The organism is Deltaproteobacteria bacterium (assembly GCA_035063765.1).
GTDB lineage: Bacteria > Myxococcota_A > UBA9160 > UBA9160 > PR03 > CAADGG01.
The window spans coordinates 47459-62058 of the sequence record JAPSFT010000013.1 but is presented as its reverse complement, the minus strand read 5'-3'; the positions used below and the strand labels follow the sequence as shown (position 1 = coordinate 62058).

The 14600-nt window shown below is 74.8% G+C and carries 8 protein-coding genes; 2 read left to right on the top strand and 6 right to left on the bottom strand.

Translation table 11 applies throughout. From position 1 onward, the window contains the following. Nucleotides 1–33 precede the first annotated feature (33 nt). Together OZ948_11620 and OZ948_11615 are read left to right on the top strand one after the other, a co-directional pair. Nucleotides 34–2667: a M1 family metallopeptidase gene (locus OZ948_11620; GenBank protein MEB2345379.1), complete on the top strand. Its 2634-nt coding sequence runs from the start codon at nt 34–36 to the stop codon at nt 2665–2667. A 6-nt stretch (nt 2668–2673) separates the two neighbouring features. Next, on the top strand, nt 2674–3696 hold the full coding sequence (locus OZ948_11615) for a zinc-binding dehydrogenase (protein MEB2345378.1): 1023 nt from the start codon (nt 2674–2676) through the stop codon (nt 3694–3696). Between the two features lie 43 nt (nt 3697–3739). On the opposite strand, the gene OZ948_11610 is transcribed toward OZ948_11615, so the two are convergent. The 6 genes from OZ948_11610 to glgC all read right to left on the bottom strand — a co-directional run bounded on the left by OZ948_11610 (nt 3740) and on the right by glgC (nt 14584). Then, on the bottom strand, nt 3740–4993 hold the full coding sequence (locus OZ948_11610; GenBank protein ID MEB2345377.1) for a thioredoxin domain-containing protein: 1254 nt from the start codon (nt 4991–4993) through the stop codon (nt 3740–3742). Nucleotides 4994–5061: 68 nt separating this feature from the next. After that, nucleotides 5062–7587 carry a glycogen/starch/alpha-glucan phosphorylase gene (locus tag OZ948_11605; GenBank protein ID MEB2345376.1) on the bottom strand — a complete coding sequence of 842 codons (2526 nt, stop codon included), beginning with the start codon at nt 7585–7587 and terminating at the stop codon, nt 5062–5064. A gap of 8 nt (nt 7588–7595) precedes the next feature. Continuing rightward, entirely contained in the window at nt 7596–9755 is a 2160-nt protein-coding gene (gene malQ / locus OZ948_11600) for a 4-alpha-glucanotransferase (protein MEB2345375.1), read from the bottom strand. Continuing rightward, nucleotides 9752–11866, bottom strand: a complete 2115-nt coding sequence (gene glgX / locus OZ948_11595) for a glycogen debranching protein GlgX (GenBank protein MEB2345374.1) — start codon at nt 11864–11866, stop codon at nt 9752–9754. The genes malQ and glgX overlap by 4 nt, the downstream gene beginning before the upstream one ends. 4 nt (nt 11867–11870) lie before the next feature. Next, nucleotides 11871–13328: a glycogen/starch synthase gene (locus OZ948_11590; GenBank protein ID MEB2345373.1), complete on the bottom strand. Its 1458-nt coding sequence runs from the start codon at nt 13326–13328 to the stop codon at nt 11871–11873. Next, on the bottom strand, nt 13328–14584 hold the full coding sequence (gene glgC, locus OZ948_11585; GenBank protein MEB2345372.1) for a glucose-1-phosphate adenylyltransferase: 1257 nt from the start codon (nt 14582–14584) through the stop codon (nt 13328–13330). Before glgC ends, OZ948_11590 begins: the two co-directional genes overlap by 1 nt. Nucleotides 14585–14600: the final 16 nt, after the last annotated feature.

Genomic DNA, 14600 nt, shown 5'->3' with positions numbered 1-14600 from the left:
CTGGCTATGATCCCGCCTCGCGAAGGAGGGGACGTGCCGAAGAGCAACGCGCCGAAGCGCAGGGCGGGCGCGAAGAGCACCGGGGCCGCGCATCGGCTCGATCCCGAGGTCCGCCCGAGCGCGTACCGGCTCGTCCTCGACGTGGACCCCACGCGCGGGCCGGCCTACCAGGGCGAGGTGGAGATCCGCGTCCGGCTCGGTGCCGCCCGCCGCCGGATCGAGCTGCACGCCGCGGAGCTCGGGATCGGGAGCGCCCGCGTCGAGAGCGCAAAGGGCTCGGCCGCCGCGCGCGTGCGGCTCGATCCGGCGCGGCAGACCGTGACGCTCGAGCTCGCGCGGCCGGTGGGTCCCGGCGAGGCGACGCTGCGGGTCGCCTTCTCGGGGCGCCTGCGCGGCGACCTGCGCGGGCTCTACGCCGCCTCCGCCGGCCCCCACCGCTACGCCTTCACGCAGCTCGAGGCCGCCGAGGCGCGCCGCTTCTTCCCCTGCTTCGACGAGCCCGCGATGAAGGCGCGCTTCACGCTCGTGGTAGAGACGCGCGCCGGGCTGGCGACCGTCTCGAACGCGCCGATCGCGCGCAGCGAGAAGCTCCCGGGCGGCCGCCAGCGCGTGCACTTCGCCGAGACCCCGAAGCTCTCGACCTACCTCGTGGCGCTCGGCGTGGGCGCGCTCGAGCGCTCGCGCGCGGTGAAGCTGGGACCGACCGAGATCCGTGTCTGGCACGTCCCCGGCAAGGGCGGGCTCGTCGGCTTCGCGCTCGAGGCGGCCCGCGCGACGCTGGCGCGGCTCGAGCGCTGGTTCGCCCTGCCCTATCCCTACGCGAAGCTCGACCTGGTGGCGGTGCCCGACTTCGAGGCCGGTGCCATGGAGAACGCGGGCGCCGTCTTCTTCCGCGAGAACCTGCTGCTGCTCGACGCGAAGAGCGCGACCCTCGCGGAGCAGAAGCGCGCCGCCGAGGTGATCTGCCACGAGCTCGCCCACATGTGGTACGGCGATCTCGTCACGATGGCCTGGTGGGACGACCTGTGGCTCAACGAGGCCTTCGCCACCTGGATGGCCTTCGCGATCGTCGACGACTGGAAGCCCGAGTGGAAGATGTGGCAGGACTTCCAGCACCACCGGGCGGCGGCGCTGCGCCTCGACGCGCTGGCGCACACCCACCCGATCCACACGGACGTGCGGACGCCCGCCGAGGCCACCGAGAACTTCGACCTGATCACCTACGAGAAGGGCGCCTCGGTGGTGCGCATGCTCGAGCGCTACCTCGGGCCGGCGACGTTCCGCAAGGGCGTGCGCGCCTACATCCGCCGCCACCGCGAGTCGAACGCCGTCGCCGCCGACCTGTGGCAGGCGCTCGCGCACGCTGCCGGCGAGCCCGTCGAGCCGATCGTGCGGGGCTGGATCGAGCAGGCGGGACTGCCGGTGCTGTCGCTTGCGACCGTGCGCCGCAACGGCCGGACGATCCTGCAACTGCGCCAGGAGCGCTTCCGCGCGCGACCGGCGTCCCGGAAGGCGGCATCCTCGAGAGCCGGCGCGAGCGCGGCGGGGCAGCGCTGGCCGATCCCCTGGGTGGGCCGGGTGGCGGGCGCGCGGGGCCGCCCGCGGCTCGTGCGCAAGCTCGTGCGCGCCGCCCGCGACCGCGTCGACCTCGGCCCCGGCACCCCCCGCTTCGTCCATGGCAACGCCGACGAGGGCGGCTTCTTCCGCCCGCTCCACGACGCCGCCGGCACCCGCGCGCTCGCCCGGCACCTGCCGGCCCTCTCCGCCGTCGAGCGCATGGGCCTCGTCGACCACCAGTGGGCGCTGGCCCGCGCGGGGCGCGCGCCGCTCGGCGACCTCCTCGCGCTGGTGGATCGGCTCGGCGACGAGCCCGAAGCCGACGTGCTGACCGCACTCCGCGGGCCGCTCGCCTTCCTCGAGGACCGCCTCGCACCGGCGCTCGGTGAGCGTGCCGTCGAGGCCTTCCGCGACCGGGTGGCCGAGCGCTTCGGCCCTGCGCTCGCCGAGATCGGCTGGGACCCGCCGCCGCGCGAGCCGGTCACGACGCGCGTGCGGCGCGGGGTGCTGGTGGGCCTGCTCGGCGACGTCGCCGCCTGGCCGCCGGTGCTGGCCACCGCAGCGAAGCGCTTCGACGCCTACCTGGCCCGCCGCGACGCGCTCGACCCGAACCTCGCCGATGCGGTGGTGGCGCTGGCGGCGCGGACCGGCGACGCCACGCGCTACGAGGCGATGTTCGCCGCCTTCGAGGCCGCCGCGACGCCCCAGGAGCGGCGGCGCTTCCTGCTGGCGCTGGCGGACTTCCGCGATCCGAGGCTCGTGCAGCGGAGCCTCGCGCTCTGCCTCACGCCGCGGATCCCCACCCAGGACGTCGCGATCGTGCTCGCGCGCCTGCTCGCGAACCCCGCGGCACGCGCCGCCGCCTGGGCCTTCACGAAGCAGCACTGGGCCCGGCTGCGCCGGCGCATGCCGCCGATGCTCGCGACGCGGCTCGTCGAGGCGACACCGGCGCTCGGCGCCCGCGCGCGCGCCGACGTGGCGCGCTTCTTCCGCGCGCATCCGCTGCCGGCCGGCGCGCGTGCCCTCGAGCAGGCGCTCGAGCGCTTCGAGCTCGACGCCGCCTTCTGCCGCCTGGCGCGGCGGGACCTCGCGCGCTGGCTGGAGGGCTAGGCGGGCATGCGCCAGGTCTGGATCCCGAAGGCCGGCCCGCCCGAGGTGCTGGAGCTCCGCGAGGCGCGCGATCCCCTGCCCGGCCCCGGCGAGGTGCGGATCCGGGTCGACGCCGCCGGCCTGAACTTCGCCGACGTGATGGGCCGGCTCGGGCTCTACCCGGACCTCCCGCCGATGCCGGTCGTGCCGGGCTACGAGGTGGCCGGCCGGATCGACGCGGTGGGCCCCGGCACCTTCCCCGACTGGGTCGGGCGCGACGTCCTCGCGATGACGCGCTTCGGCGGCTACGCGGACGTGGTGTGCGTCCCCGAGCGCCAGGCCTTCACGCGCCCGGAGGGCATGGGTGCCGACGCGGGCGCGGCGCTGCCGGTGAACTACCTGACCGCCTTCCAGCTCGTCGAGGTGATGGGGAGCCTGCGCGCGGGCGACACCGTCCTGATCCACTCCGCCGGCGGGGGCGTCGGGATCGCGGCGATCCAGCTCGCGCGCCGGATCGGCGCGCGCGTGATCGGCACCGCCTCGGCCGGCAAGCACGAGGCGCTGCGTGCGATGGGGGTCGAGCACTGCATCGACTACCGGAACGAGGATTTCGCCGCACGCGCGCGCGCGCTCACGGGCGGGCGCGGCGTCGAGCTGATCCTCGATGCGGTCGGCGCGACGTCGTTCCGCGACGGCTTCCGCGTGCTCGCGCCGACCGGCCGCCTCGGCATGTTCGGCCTCTCGGCCGCGGCGACCGACAAGCGCCGCCGGCCGCTCGCCGCGCTGCGGGCCGGCCTCGCGACGCTGCGGCTGCGCTGGGGACCGCTCGGGCTCATGAACGAGAACAAGGGCGTCTTCGGCGTGAACCTCGGCCACCTCTGGGAGGAGGGCGAGCGCGTGGCGGGCTGGATGGAGACCCTGCTCGGCTACTGGCGCGACGGCGCGATCCGCCCCGTCGTCGCCGAGCGCTTCCCCTTCGCTCGCGCCGCCGAGGCGCACCACTACGTGCAGGACCGCCGCAACCTCGGGAAGGTGCTGCTCGTGCCGTGACGCCCCGTGGCGCCACCGCCCGTGCGGCCGAGCCCGCGCCGGCTCAGGGCGCCTTCGGCGCGGGGGCCGCCGCGGGCGCGGGCGCGGGGGCGGACTCCGCCGCCGGCGCCGCGGGGGCGGGCCTTGCCACCGGGGCCGCAGGGGCGGGAGCCGGCCTCGGCGGCGCGGCGGCGGCCGGTGCGGGGAGCGCCGGGGCCGCGGCCGGCGGAGGCGGCGGGGGCACCGGCAGCCCGAGCCGCTCGAGCTCGCCGTCGATCACCGCGGCGAACTGCGCCAGGCTGCGACCGCCGGAGACCGGGAGGCCGTTGACGTAGAAGGCCGGCGTCCCGGCCACCCCGGCGGCCTTGCCCGCCGCCACGTCCGCGTCGACGTGGGCGGCGTGGCGCTTCTCGGCGAGGCAGGCGTCGAAGGCGGCCCGGTCGAGGCCGATCTGCGACGCGTAGCTCTCGAGCTGGGCCTTCTCGAGCTTGGGCGAGTTGCGGAAGAGCGCCTCGTGATACGTCCAGTACTGGCCCTGGTCGGCGGCGCACAGGGCCGCCTCCGCGGCGAGACGCGCCTGGGGGTGGAGGTTGTCGAGCGGGAACTGGCGGAACTCGACACGAACTTGCGTCGGGTAGCGTTCCAGCACTTGCGAGACGACGGCCTCCGCGCTCTTGCAGAAGGGGCACTGGTAGTCGCTGAACTCCACCACCGTGATCGGCGCATCGGCCGGGCCGCGCGCGGGTCCCTCACCGCCGATCTCGAAGCGCGGCGCCTCGAGCACGCTTTCGAAGCCGGTCGAGGCACGCAGGCTGGTCAGGTACTCCTCGACCGCCTTCTGGCGCGCCTGCTGCTCGAGCTGGCGGCGGATCGACGGCTGGAGCTGCGCGAAGTCACGGCCCGCGTAGCGATCCTTGTTCTGCTCGTAGAAGGCCTTCACCTCCTCGTCGCTCACGGCTGCTCGTTTGTCGAGCTCCTCGCGCAGCAGGGTGTCGCGGTCCTTCCCGGTCTGCGCCACCGCGGTCTCCATGGCCTGCTCGACGGCCATCTGCTCGAGCGCACGCTTGCGGACCTCGTAGAGCCGCGAGGGGTTGCGGTTGCCGGTGGCGTTCTCGAAGAGCTTCTCGCGGATCCACTCGTCGACGTCGCCCACCGTCACGTCGCGGCCCGCGAAGCGGCCGGCCAGCTCGTCCTCGCCGCCGGCGGCCTCCGGCGCCGGCGCGCCCGGGGCGGAACGCTCGGCCGGCGGGGAGCAGGCGGACGCCGCCAGCAGCACGAGTGCCGCGGCGAGCCGGAAGGAGTGGCGGGCGGAATGCATGGAACCTCCTGGGGTCCGGGGGCGCGGCATCATAGCAGCCCGCAAGCGAGCCGATCAGCCAGCCCGCCCTAGGGCACCGCTTCGAGACTCCAGATCCGTGCCGCGTATTCGCGAACGGCGCGGTCGGAGGAGAATCGGCCCACCCGGGCCACGTTCAGGATCGCACGCCGCGACCAGGCGTCGGCGTCCCGGAAGTCGTGGGCCACCCGTTCCTGCGCCTCCCGGTAGGACTCGAAATCCGCCAGCACGAAGTAGGGGTCGCCGTGGTCGAGCAGGTTCTCGAGGATCGGGCGGAAGACGCCGGGCTCGCCCCGCGAGAAGCGGTCGGCGCCGATCGCGTCGAGCACGCGGCGGATCGCCGCACTCGACTCGTAGCGCTCCCGAGGGTCGTATCCGCCGTGCATGCGCAGCTCCTCGACCTGCTCGGCGCGCAGGCCGAAGAGGTAGAAGTTGTCCGCACCGACCGCCTCGCGGATCTCGACGTTGGCGCCGTCCAGCGTGCCGATCGTGAGGGCGCCGTTGAGCGCGAGCTTCATGTTGCCGGTGCCGGAGGCCTCGAAACCCGCGGTCGAGATCTGCTCGGAGAGGTCTGCGGCGGGAATGATCTTCTCGGCCAGCGACACGCGGTAGTCGGGGACGAACGCCACCCGCAGCAGCCCCGCGGTGCGCGGGTCGTGGTTCACGACCTCCGCCAGGTTGCAGAGCAGGTGGATCACGAGCTTTGCCATCCAGTATTCGGGCGGGGCCTTGCCCGCGAACAGGCAGGCGCGCGGCGCCGCCGGCACGAGCCCGTCCTCGGCGATCTGGAGGTAGAGATGGATCCCGTGCAGCGCGGCCAGAAGCTGGCGCTTGTACTCGTGGATGCGCTTGACCTGGACGTCGAAGATCGCATCGGGGTCGAGGGCGGCGCCACCGCCGAGCGACACCTCGCGCGCCAGCCGCTCCTTGTTGGCGCGCTTCACGGCGCGGAACTCGGCACGGAAGCCCGGGTCGCCAGCCAGGGGCTCGAGCCCGGCGAGCCGGTCGAGGTCGGTGATCCAGTCGCACCCGAGGCGCGCGTCGATCGCGCGCGCCAGGCCGGGGTTCGCCTTGGCGAGCCAGCGCCGCGGCGTGACCCCGTTCGTGACGTTGCGGAACTTCTCGGGCCACAGCTCCGCGAAGTCGGGCAGGAGTCGCGTCCGCACCAGCTCCGAGTGCAGCGCCGAGACGCCGTTCACGGTGTGGCTTCCCACCACGGCCAGATGGGCCATGCGCACGTGCTTGGGTGCCGCCTCGTCGAAGATCGAGAGCCGCCGCATGCGCTCGACGTCGCCCGGCCAGCGCAGCTCCACCGCTGCCAGGTGGTGGGCGTTCAGGTCCTCGATGATCTGGAGATGGCGCGGCACCACGCGCGCCAGGAGCGGGCGCGGCCAGTGTTCGAGCGCCTCGGGCAGCAGCGTGTGGTTGGTGTAGGCGAAGCTGCCGCGGGTCAGCTCGACGGCGCGGTCGAAGCCCATGCCGTGCTCGTCCACCAGCAGCCGGATCCACTCGGCGATCGCCAGCGCGGGATGGGTGTCGTTGAGCTGGATCGCCACCTTGGCGGGCAGCGCGTCGAGGCTCGAGCGCGTCTCCAGGTACTGCGAGAGGACGTCGCGCAGCGAGCAGGCGACGAAGAAGTACTCCTGGAGCAGCCGCAGCTCCTTGCCCTGTTCGGTCGAATCGGAGGGATAGAGCAGCGCCGAGATGCGCTCGATCGAGAGCTTGCGCTCGAAGGCGCGCAGGTAGTCGCCGCGGTGGAAGATCTCGATGTCGAACTCGTCGGGTGAACGCGCCGAGAAGAGCCGCAGCCGGTTCACGGTGCGAGCGCCCCAGCCGGCCACCGGCATGTCGTAGGGAACGCCCACGATCACGCGCCAGTCGTGCCAATCGGCGGCACCGTGCGAGCGGCGCCGGGCGCGCCCGTAGACGGGCACCCAGCAGGCGCGCTCGGGACGCTCGATCTGCCAGGCAGCGCCCACGCGCCGCCACGGCTCCGGGTACTCGCGCTGCTGATTCCCCTCGATCGCCTGGCGGAACAACCCGTAGTCGTAGTTGATGCCGTAGCCGAAGCCCGGCAGGTCGAGGGTCGCGAGCGAGTCGAGGTAGCAGGCGGCGAGCCGGCCGAGGCCACCGTTGCCGAGCGCCGCATCGGGCTCCGCCTCGACGACCTCCTCCCAGTCGACGCCGAGGGCCTCGAGCGAGCGCTCGACGGTGTCGAGGAGCCCCAGGTTCAGCAGCGTATTGCCGAGCGCCCGCCCCATCAGGAACTCGACCGACAGGTAGTAGAGGCGCTTGGCGCCGGCGCCGGCGTAGCGGCGCTCGCTCTCGAACATGCGCTCGATCAGGGGCTCGCGCGCGGCGAGCGCGAGGGCCGCCACGAGATCGCGCGGAGCCGCCTCCTCCCAGCGCTTGCCGATCAGGTAGCGGACGTTGCGGTGGACGGCGGCGAGGAAGGCGCCGGTCCGCGCATCACGGCCGGCGATGCCTCCGGCAGGGACGCCCTCTGCGGGGGCGTCGCCTCCGGAGTCGTCACCTCCGGCGCGTACGTCTCCCCGGCCCGTATCCGGATGCCCCATGCTCGGCATCATAGCCCGCGCCGCGCGCGCAGCGCGCCGAGCTGCGCCGCAACCCGCGGATCCGCGCGCAGCTCCTCGAGCGAGCGAGCCATGCGCCGCGACCAGCTCCGGTGTCGCTCGACCGGGACGCCGGGCACGTTCACGGGCTCGCGCTCGCCCGCCAGGTCGTCGAGCGAGGCGGCCACCAGGACCGAGGGTGCCGCGGCGAGGAGTGCGTGTACGGCAGCGCACAGCTCGGCCTCCGGCGGCTCGCCCTCCCCTTCGAGCAGCCCTTCCTCGCGCAGGAGCGCGAGCAGGCCCGCATGCTCGCGCGCGCGCTCGACCAGCGCCGCCGCGAGCGCCTCGTCGTCCTCGATCTGGCCGGCGCGCCGGCGGATCCGGAGATCCACGCCGTCGCGATGGCCGGCGAGGGGCACGAGGTCGTGGGTCCCGATCGTCGCGAGCGCACGCACCGGCCAGGCCGAGACGGGGCGGAAGCGCGCGCCGTCCCGCTCGAACCAGGCGACCGCCGAGGACAGCACGTCCCACTCGGCGAGCCGTTCGCGGAACTCCGGCGGGACCGTGCCGAGATCCTCGGCGATCACGAGCGCACCCGCCCGCCGGCTCTCGAGCGCGAGCACGCCCAGCATCTCGCCGGCGTGGGCGCGCACGTACGCCCCCTCGCTCCCCGGCCGGCCTTCCGGGATCCAGAACAGCCTCGCCATGGCCATCGCGTGGTCGATGCGCAGCGCGCCGGCGTGGGCGAAGCCCGCCCGCAGGAGCCGGCTCCAAAGCCGGTAGCCGTCGGCGCGCAGGCGGTGGGGGTCGAGCGGCGGGAAGCCCCAGTCCTGGCCGCCGGGCGCGTAGTCGTCGGGCGGAGCGCCGACGGTGGCGCCTTGCGCGAAGAGATCCCGTGCCATCCAGGTGTCGGCCGAGCCCGGTGCCGAGCCGATCGCGAGATCCTGGTAGAGGCCGATCGCGAGCCCGGCCGCGCGCCCGCGCTCGGCGGCGGCCGCGAGCTGGCGGTCGAGCTCGAACTGGAGCCACGCATGGAAGGTGACCGCCTCGGCCTGCTCGCGGCGGAACGCGGCGACCGCCGGGCCGCGGGGATCGCGGAAGGGCTCCGGCCACGCACGCCAGTCGCTGGCGGGGGCACCCGGGGCCCCGAAGCGCTCCGCGAGCGCCTGGTGGGCGGCAAAGTCCTCGAGCGCCTCGCCCTCGTGCGCGCGCCAGGCGCCGAATGCGGCGGCTCGCGGTGTGGAGCCGGACGCCCGGAAGCAGGCGAAGAGCGGGCGCAGGAGCGCGAGCTTCGCGTCGAGCACCGCGCCGTAGTCGATCGTGTGGGCCGCGCGCAGGCGCGCGCGCTCGGCCTGGTACGCTGCGCGGCTCCGCACGGCACGCGCTGCGTCGCACGCCGCGAGCTCCGGCACCGCCTCGACGTCGAGGTAGAGCACGCTGCGATAGAGCCGGCTCACGGGGCTGTAGGGCGTGATCGCGAGCCCGCGCGCGGCGATCGCGTGCAGGGGGTTCACGCCGACGAAGGCGCCGCCCGCCTCGGCGCACCAGGCGAGCAGCGAGCCCAGGTCGCCGAGGTCGCCGAAGCCCTGGTTCGTCCGGCTGCGCAGCGTGTAGAGGTTGGCCCAGAGGCCGAAGGCGCCGCGCGCGCCGGGCCGCTCGTCGACGCCGCACGCCGTGCGCGGCGCCATCACGAAGCGCTGGCGCGCGCGCTGCGCGAAGCCGGCTCCCTGCACCTCGAGCTCGAGCTCGTGGTACCCCGGCGGCGGCGTACAGGGCAGCGGCAGGGTCACCCGGCCCGCCGCGTCCCGCCCGCTCGCCGGCGGCAGGCGCCCCTCGTTGACGTGGGCGGCCCCCCCCTCCTCGTGGAGCGTGAGCCGCCACGAGCCGGTGTCGATCCCGGGCGGGATCCGCAGCGGGACCGCCGGCGCCGAGCCAGCGTACTCGCGCCAGACCAGGACGGGCTCGAGCCAGCGTGCCCGCTCGTGGTCCTCGAGCGCTGCGAGCGCCGACGTGGCGGCCCGCTCGTCGGACGCGTCCACGCGCATCGCCGCGAGCAGCGCCTCGCGCGTCGCATCCGAGGTGACCCGCTCGCGACCCGTCAGGTCCCAGTACGAGGAGACGATGCCGAGCCGCTCCGCGAGCGCGCGCAGCGCCGGCCGGCCGGCGCTCACCCGCCCGCCCCGGCGGCCAGGAGGAGCAGTCCGTGCGCCGCGACCGGCAGCCGCTCGCCTGCGCGGAACGAGCGGCTCCCCTGCGCGCAGGCGCTGTCGAGCAGCTCGCACCAGACGCCCTCCCCTCCTGGATCCGGGAGCAAGAAGCCCTGCGTGCGCGGCCCGCCGTTGAGCAGGAGGAGCACGGTGCGGGCAGCCTGCGGGCGGCCGCGCTCGTCGGCGGGATCCGCCGACGCCGCGGGGATCAGGAGCCCGAGGGCGCGCCGGCTCGCATCGTGCCAGTCCGCCTCCTGCATGGGTCCGCCCTCCGGGCGCAGCCAGGCCACGTCGCCGGGGAGGCCGGGCACCGCCGCCTCGCCGCGGAAGAAGCGCCGGCGGCGGAACACGGCGTTGTCGCGGCGGAGCGCGAGCGCCGCGCGCGCGAAGGCGAGCATCTCGGCGTCGGCGCCCTCCCAGTCGATCCAGGTCCGCTCGTCGTCGATGCAGTAGGCGTTGTTGTTGCCGCCCTGGGTGCGGCCGAGCTCGTCGCCGTGCGAGATCATCGGGACGCCCTGGGCGAGCGCCAGGGTCGCGAACAGGTTGCGGCGCACCCGCGCGCGCAGCTTGCGCACCCGCAGCGAGGCGCTCTCGCCCTCGACGCCCCAGTTGGCGCTCTCGTCGTGACCGCCGTCGCGGTTGCCCTCCCCGTTGGCCTCGTTGTGCTTGCGCGCGTAGCTGACCAGGTCGCGCAGGGTCAGGCCGTCGTGGGCGGCGACGAAGTTGACGCTGGCCTGCGGCGGACGGCCGCCGGCGCCGAAGAAGTCGCTCGAGCCGGCGATCCGCGACGCCAGCTCGGGGAGCTGGCCGCCGTCGCCGCGCCAGAAGCGGCGGGTCGCGTCGCGGAAGCGGTCGTTCCACTCCGACCAGCCGACGGGGAAGCGACCGAGCTGCCAGCCGCCGGGCCCGAGGTCCCAGGGCTCGGCGATCAGCTTGACGCCGGCCAGCACCGGGTCCTGGCGCACGAACTCGAAGAAACGCCCGAAGGGCTCGAACTGGTGGCCGTCGCGCGCGAGCACGGTCGCGAGGTCGAAGCGGAAGCCGTCGACGTGCATCTCCTCGACCCAGTAGCGCAGGCTGTCGAGCACGAGCTGGAGCGCGCGCGGGCGGCCGGTGTCGAGGCTGTTCCCGCAGCCCGTGAAGTCGAGGTACTCGCCGGGCGCGTCGGGACGGTGCCGGTAGTAGCCCGCGTCGTCGAGCCCGCGCAGCGAGAGGGTGGGCCCGTCGGCCCCACCTTCCGGGGTGTGGTTGTAGACGACGTCGAGGATCACCTCGAGGCCCGCCCGGTGCAGGCGCTTCACCATCGTGCGGAACTCGGAGACCTGCTGGCCGAGCGCGCCGCTCGCGAAGCGCGGGTCGGGCGCGAAGAAGCCGAGCGTCATGTAGCCCCAGTAGTTCGGGAGCCCGAGTGCGGCCAGGTGCGCGTCGATCGCGTGGTGCTGCACCGGGAGCAGCTCGACGGCGGTGGCACCGAGCGCGAGCAGGTGCTCGACCACCGGCCCGGCGGCGAGCCCGAGGAAGCGCCCGCGCTGCTCGGCCGGCACGCCCGGATGGCACTGGGTCATGCCCTTCACGTGGCACTCGTAGAGGACGGTGCGGCTCCAGGGCGTGCCCGGCGGCGCGTCACCTTCCCAGTCGAAGCCGTCGTCGAGGAGCACGCCCTTCGGCATCCACCGGGCGGTGTCGCGAGGATCGGGCTCGGCGGGCGACCCGGGGCGCGTGCCGCGCAGCGCTTCGTCCCAGACGACGGGGCCCGAGAGGGCGCGGGCGTAGGGATCGACGAGCAGCTTGGCGGGGTTGCAGCGCTGCCCCGCCTCGGGCCGCCAGGGCCCGTGGGCGCGCAGGCCGTAGAGCTGCCCGGGGCGCAGGCCGAGCAGGCGCCCGTGCCAGACGTCGCCGCTGCGCTCGGGCAGCGCGACGCGTGCCGACTCGACGGCCGCGCCGGGGGTGTCGAAGAGGCACACCTCGATCCGCGTCGCCTGCGAGGACGCGACCGCGAAGTCGACGCCCGCGCCCTGCTCGTCGTGGCGGAAGCGGGCGCCGAGCGGCGCCGGTGCGCCCGGGAGGACGCGCATCCGCTCAGAGCCGCCGCCGGGCTTCGCGCGCGACCGCGGCGAGGAGCGTCTCGTACGCCGCGGCCGGCGCCCGCCACGAGACGTCGAGCGCGAGCAGCCGGCGTGCGACCTTGTCGGCGCCCTGCTCCTGGACCAGGAGCGCCGCGCGCTCGGCCGCGCCGGCGATCGCCGTCGGCGTGAGCGGCTCGAACAGGACGCCGCTCACCCCGTCCTCGATCGTGTCGGCGAGCCCGCCGACGCGATGCGCCACGGGCAGCGTCCCGTAGCGCTGCGCCACGAGCTGGACGAGCCCGCACGGCTCGAAGCGCGAGGGCACGAGCATGCCGTCGGCGCCCGCGTAGATCCGGCGGGCCAGGCCCTCGTCCCAGCCGATCACGACCGCCACCCGCGCCGGGAACCGGCCCGCTGCCGCGCGCAGCCGCTCGGCAAGGAGCGCGTCGCCGTCGCCGAGCAGCACCAGCGAGGCGCCCTGCTCGACGAGCCGGGGGATCGCGTCGGCGAGCACGTCCCAGCCCTTCTGCTCGGCCAGCCGCCCGATCGCGCCGAGCAGGCGCCCGGGTGCGGGTGTCGCCAGGCCGAGCGCGCCGAGCAGCGCCTCGCGGCAGGCGGCCTTCGGCTTCGGGTAGTGCGCGTCGTAGCGGGCCGCCAGCGCCGGGTCCGTCGCCGGATCGTGTCGCTCGACGTCGATCCCGTTCGCGATCCCGACCAGCCGCCGGGCCCGCCAGCGGTAGAGGCCCTCGAGCCCGCCGCCGAAGGCGGCGGTCTGGAGCTCCCCGGCGTGGGTGGGCGACACCGTGACGATGCGGTCGGCCCACACGAGACCGCCCTTCAGGAGGCACAGGTCGCCCCAGAACTCGAGCGCATCGGGATGGAAGAGCTCCGGCGGGAGGCCGGTCAGCGCCATCGCCGAGGCCGCGAAGCGTCCCTGGTAGGCGCTGTTGTGCACCACCTGCACGCAGCCGATCGCGCGGGCGGCGCCGAAGTCGTGGAGGGTGCGCAGGCAGGCGAGCGCGAGCGCCGCGTGCCAGTCGTGGGCCACCAGCACCTCGGGCGTCTCGGCGGCGGCCCGTTCCGCCACCGCGCGCGCAAAGGCGACGAAGCGCAGCGCCTCGCCGGCGCCGGCGGTCCCGTCGTAGAGGCGCGGCCGGTCGTAGAGGGCGGGCAGGTCGAGGAGCAGAACGCGCAGTGCGCCGAGCCGGCCCTCGAGCCAGCGTCCGGCGAGCGCGCCCGCGCCGCCGGGCACCGCGAGCCGCACCGCGCCCGCCTCCGTGAGCGGCGGGAGGGCCGGGCTCTCGAGCGCCCGGCGATGCGCCGGCAGGAGGCAGGTCAGCTCGTGCCCGCGTGCGGCGAGCGCCGCGGCCAGCCCGGCGACCGCCTCGCCGAGGCCGCCCGAGAGCGCGAGCGGCGCCAGCTCGGCGGCCGCGAAGTGCAGGCGCAGGCGGTGACCCTTCCTGGCCGGCATCACTCGACGTCGAACTCGTCGCGCTGGCCGAAGTCCTTGCGGGTCACCACGACGACGCCGCCCTCGCTCACCGTGAAGCGCGCGCGGTCGCGCTCGGCGTCGTAGCCGATCTCCTCGCCGGCCGGGACCGCGACGCCCTTGTCGACCACGCAGCGGCGCAGGCGCGCGCCGCGCCCGACGTCGACGTTCGGGAAGAGCACGCTCTCCGAGACGTGGCTGTAGCTGTTCACGCGCACGCGGTTGGAGACCACGGTGTTCTCGACGTAGCCACCCGACACGATCGAGCCCGTGCCGACGATCGAGTCCACGGCGGCACCGACGCGGTTGCGCGCCTCGTCCGCGAACACGAACTTGCAGGGCCCCCCGCCCGACTGCACTCCCCGGATCGGCCACAGCTCGTTGTAGAGGTTGAGGCGCGGCTCCACCGACACGAGATCCATGTTGGCCTCGAAGAACGCGTCGATGGTGCCGACGTCGCGCCAGTAGCCGCGGCTGCGCTCGCTCTCGCCGGGGCAGAGCTGGGAGGTGAAGTCGTAGGCTGCGACCTTGGCACGCCCGTAGACGCTGGTCAGGATGTCGCGCCCGAAATCGTGGGTGCTCTCGCTGCGCCCGGCGTTGCGGCGCAGCTCCTCGATCAGGCTGCGGGTGCGGAACACGTAGTTGCCCATCGACACCAGGGTGTGCTCGGGGTCACCGGGGATCGGCGGAGGGTCGGCGGGCTTCTCGACGAAGCCGCGCACCCAGCCCGAATCGTCGACCTCGATGCAGCCGAAGGCGCCAGCCGCCTCCGCGCGGGGCACCGAGAGCACGGCGACGGTGAGGTCGGCGCCTACCGCGCGGTGGTGCTCCGCCATCAGCCCGATGTCCATCTTGTAGACGTGGTCGGCGCCGAACACGAGCACGTCGGCCGGCCGCGACTCGCGCAGCAGGTCGAGGTTCTGCCAGATCGCGTCGGCGGTGCCGCGGAACCAGGTGGGGCCGATGTTCATCGCCGCGGGCACCGGCTCGATGAACTCGTCGACGACCGTCGAGGCCAGCGACCAGCCGCGCGCGAGGTGGCGCACGAGCGAGGTCGCGCGGTACTGGGTCAGCACCTTGATGCGCTGGAAGCCGCTGTTGACCAGGTTCGAGAGCACGAAGTCGATCAGCCGGTAGCGGCCGCCGAAGTGCATGGCGGGCTTGCTGCGCTCGCGGGTCAGCGGGTCGAGCCGGCGGCCTTCGCCGCCAGCGAGCACGAGCGCGAGCGTGTCTCGCATCGGGCCTCCCTCGGGT

Coding starts and splice junctions, on each gene's coding strand:
- glgX (MEB2345374.1), bottom strand. CDS start 11,866: ATGCGCGTCCTCCCGGGCGCACCGGCGCCGCTCGGCGCCCGCTTCCGC.
- OZ948_11590 (MEB2345373.1), bottom strand. CDS start 13,328: ATGCCGGCCAGGAAGGGTCACCGCCTGCGCCTGCACTTCGCGGCCGCC.
- OZ948_11610 (MEB2345377.1), bottom strand. CDS start 4,993: ATGCATTCCGCCCGCCACTCCTTCCGGCTCGCCGCGGCACTCGTGCTG.
- OZ948_11615 (MEB2345378.1), top strand. CDS start 2,674: ATGCGCCAGGTCTGGATCCCGAAGGCCGGCCCGCCCGAGGTGCTGGAG.
- glgC (MEB2345372.1), bottom strand. CDS start 14,584: ATGCGAGACACGCTCGCGCTCGTGCTCGCTGGCGGCGAAGGCCGCCGG.
- OZ948_11605 (MEB2345376.1), bottom strand. CDS start 7,587: ATGGGGCATCCGGATACGGGCCGGGGAGACGTACGCGCCGGAGGTGAC.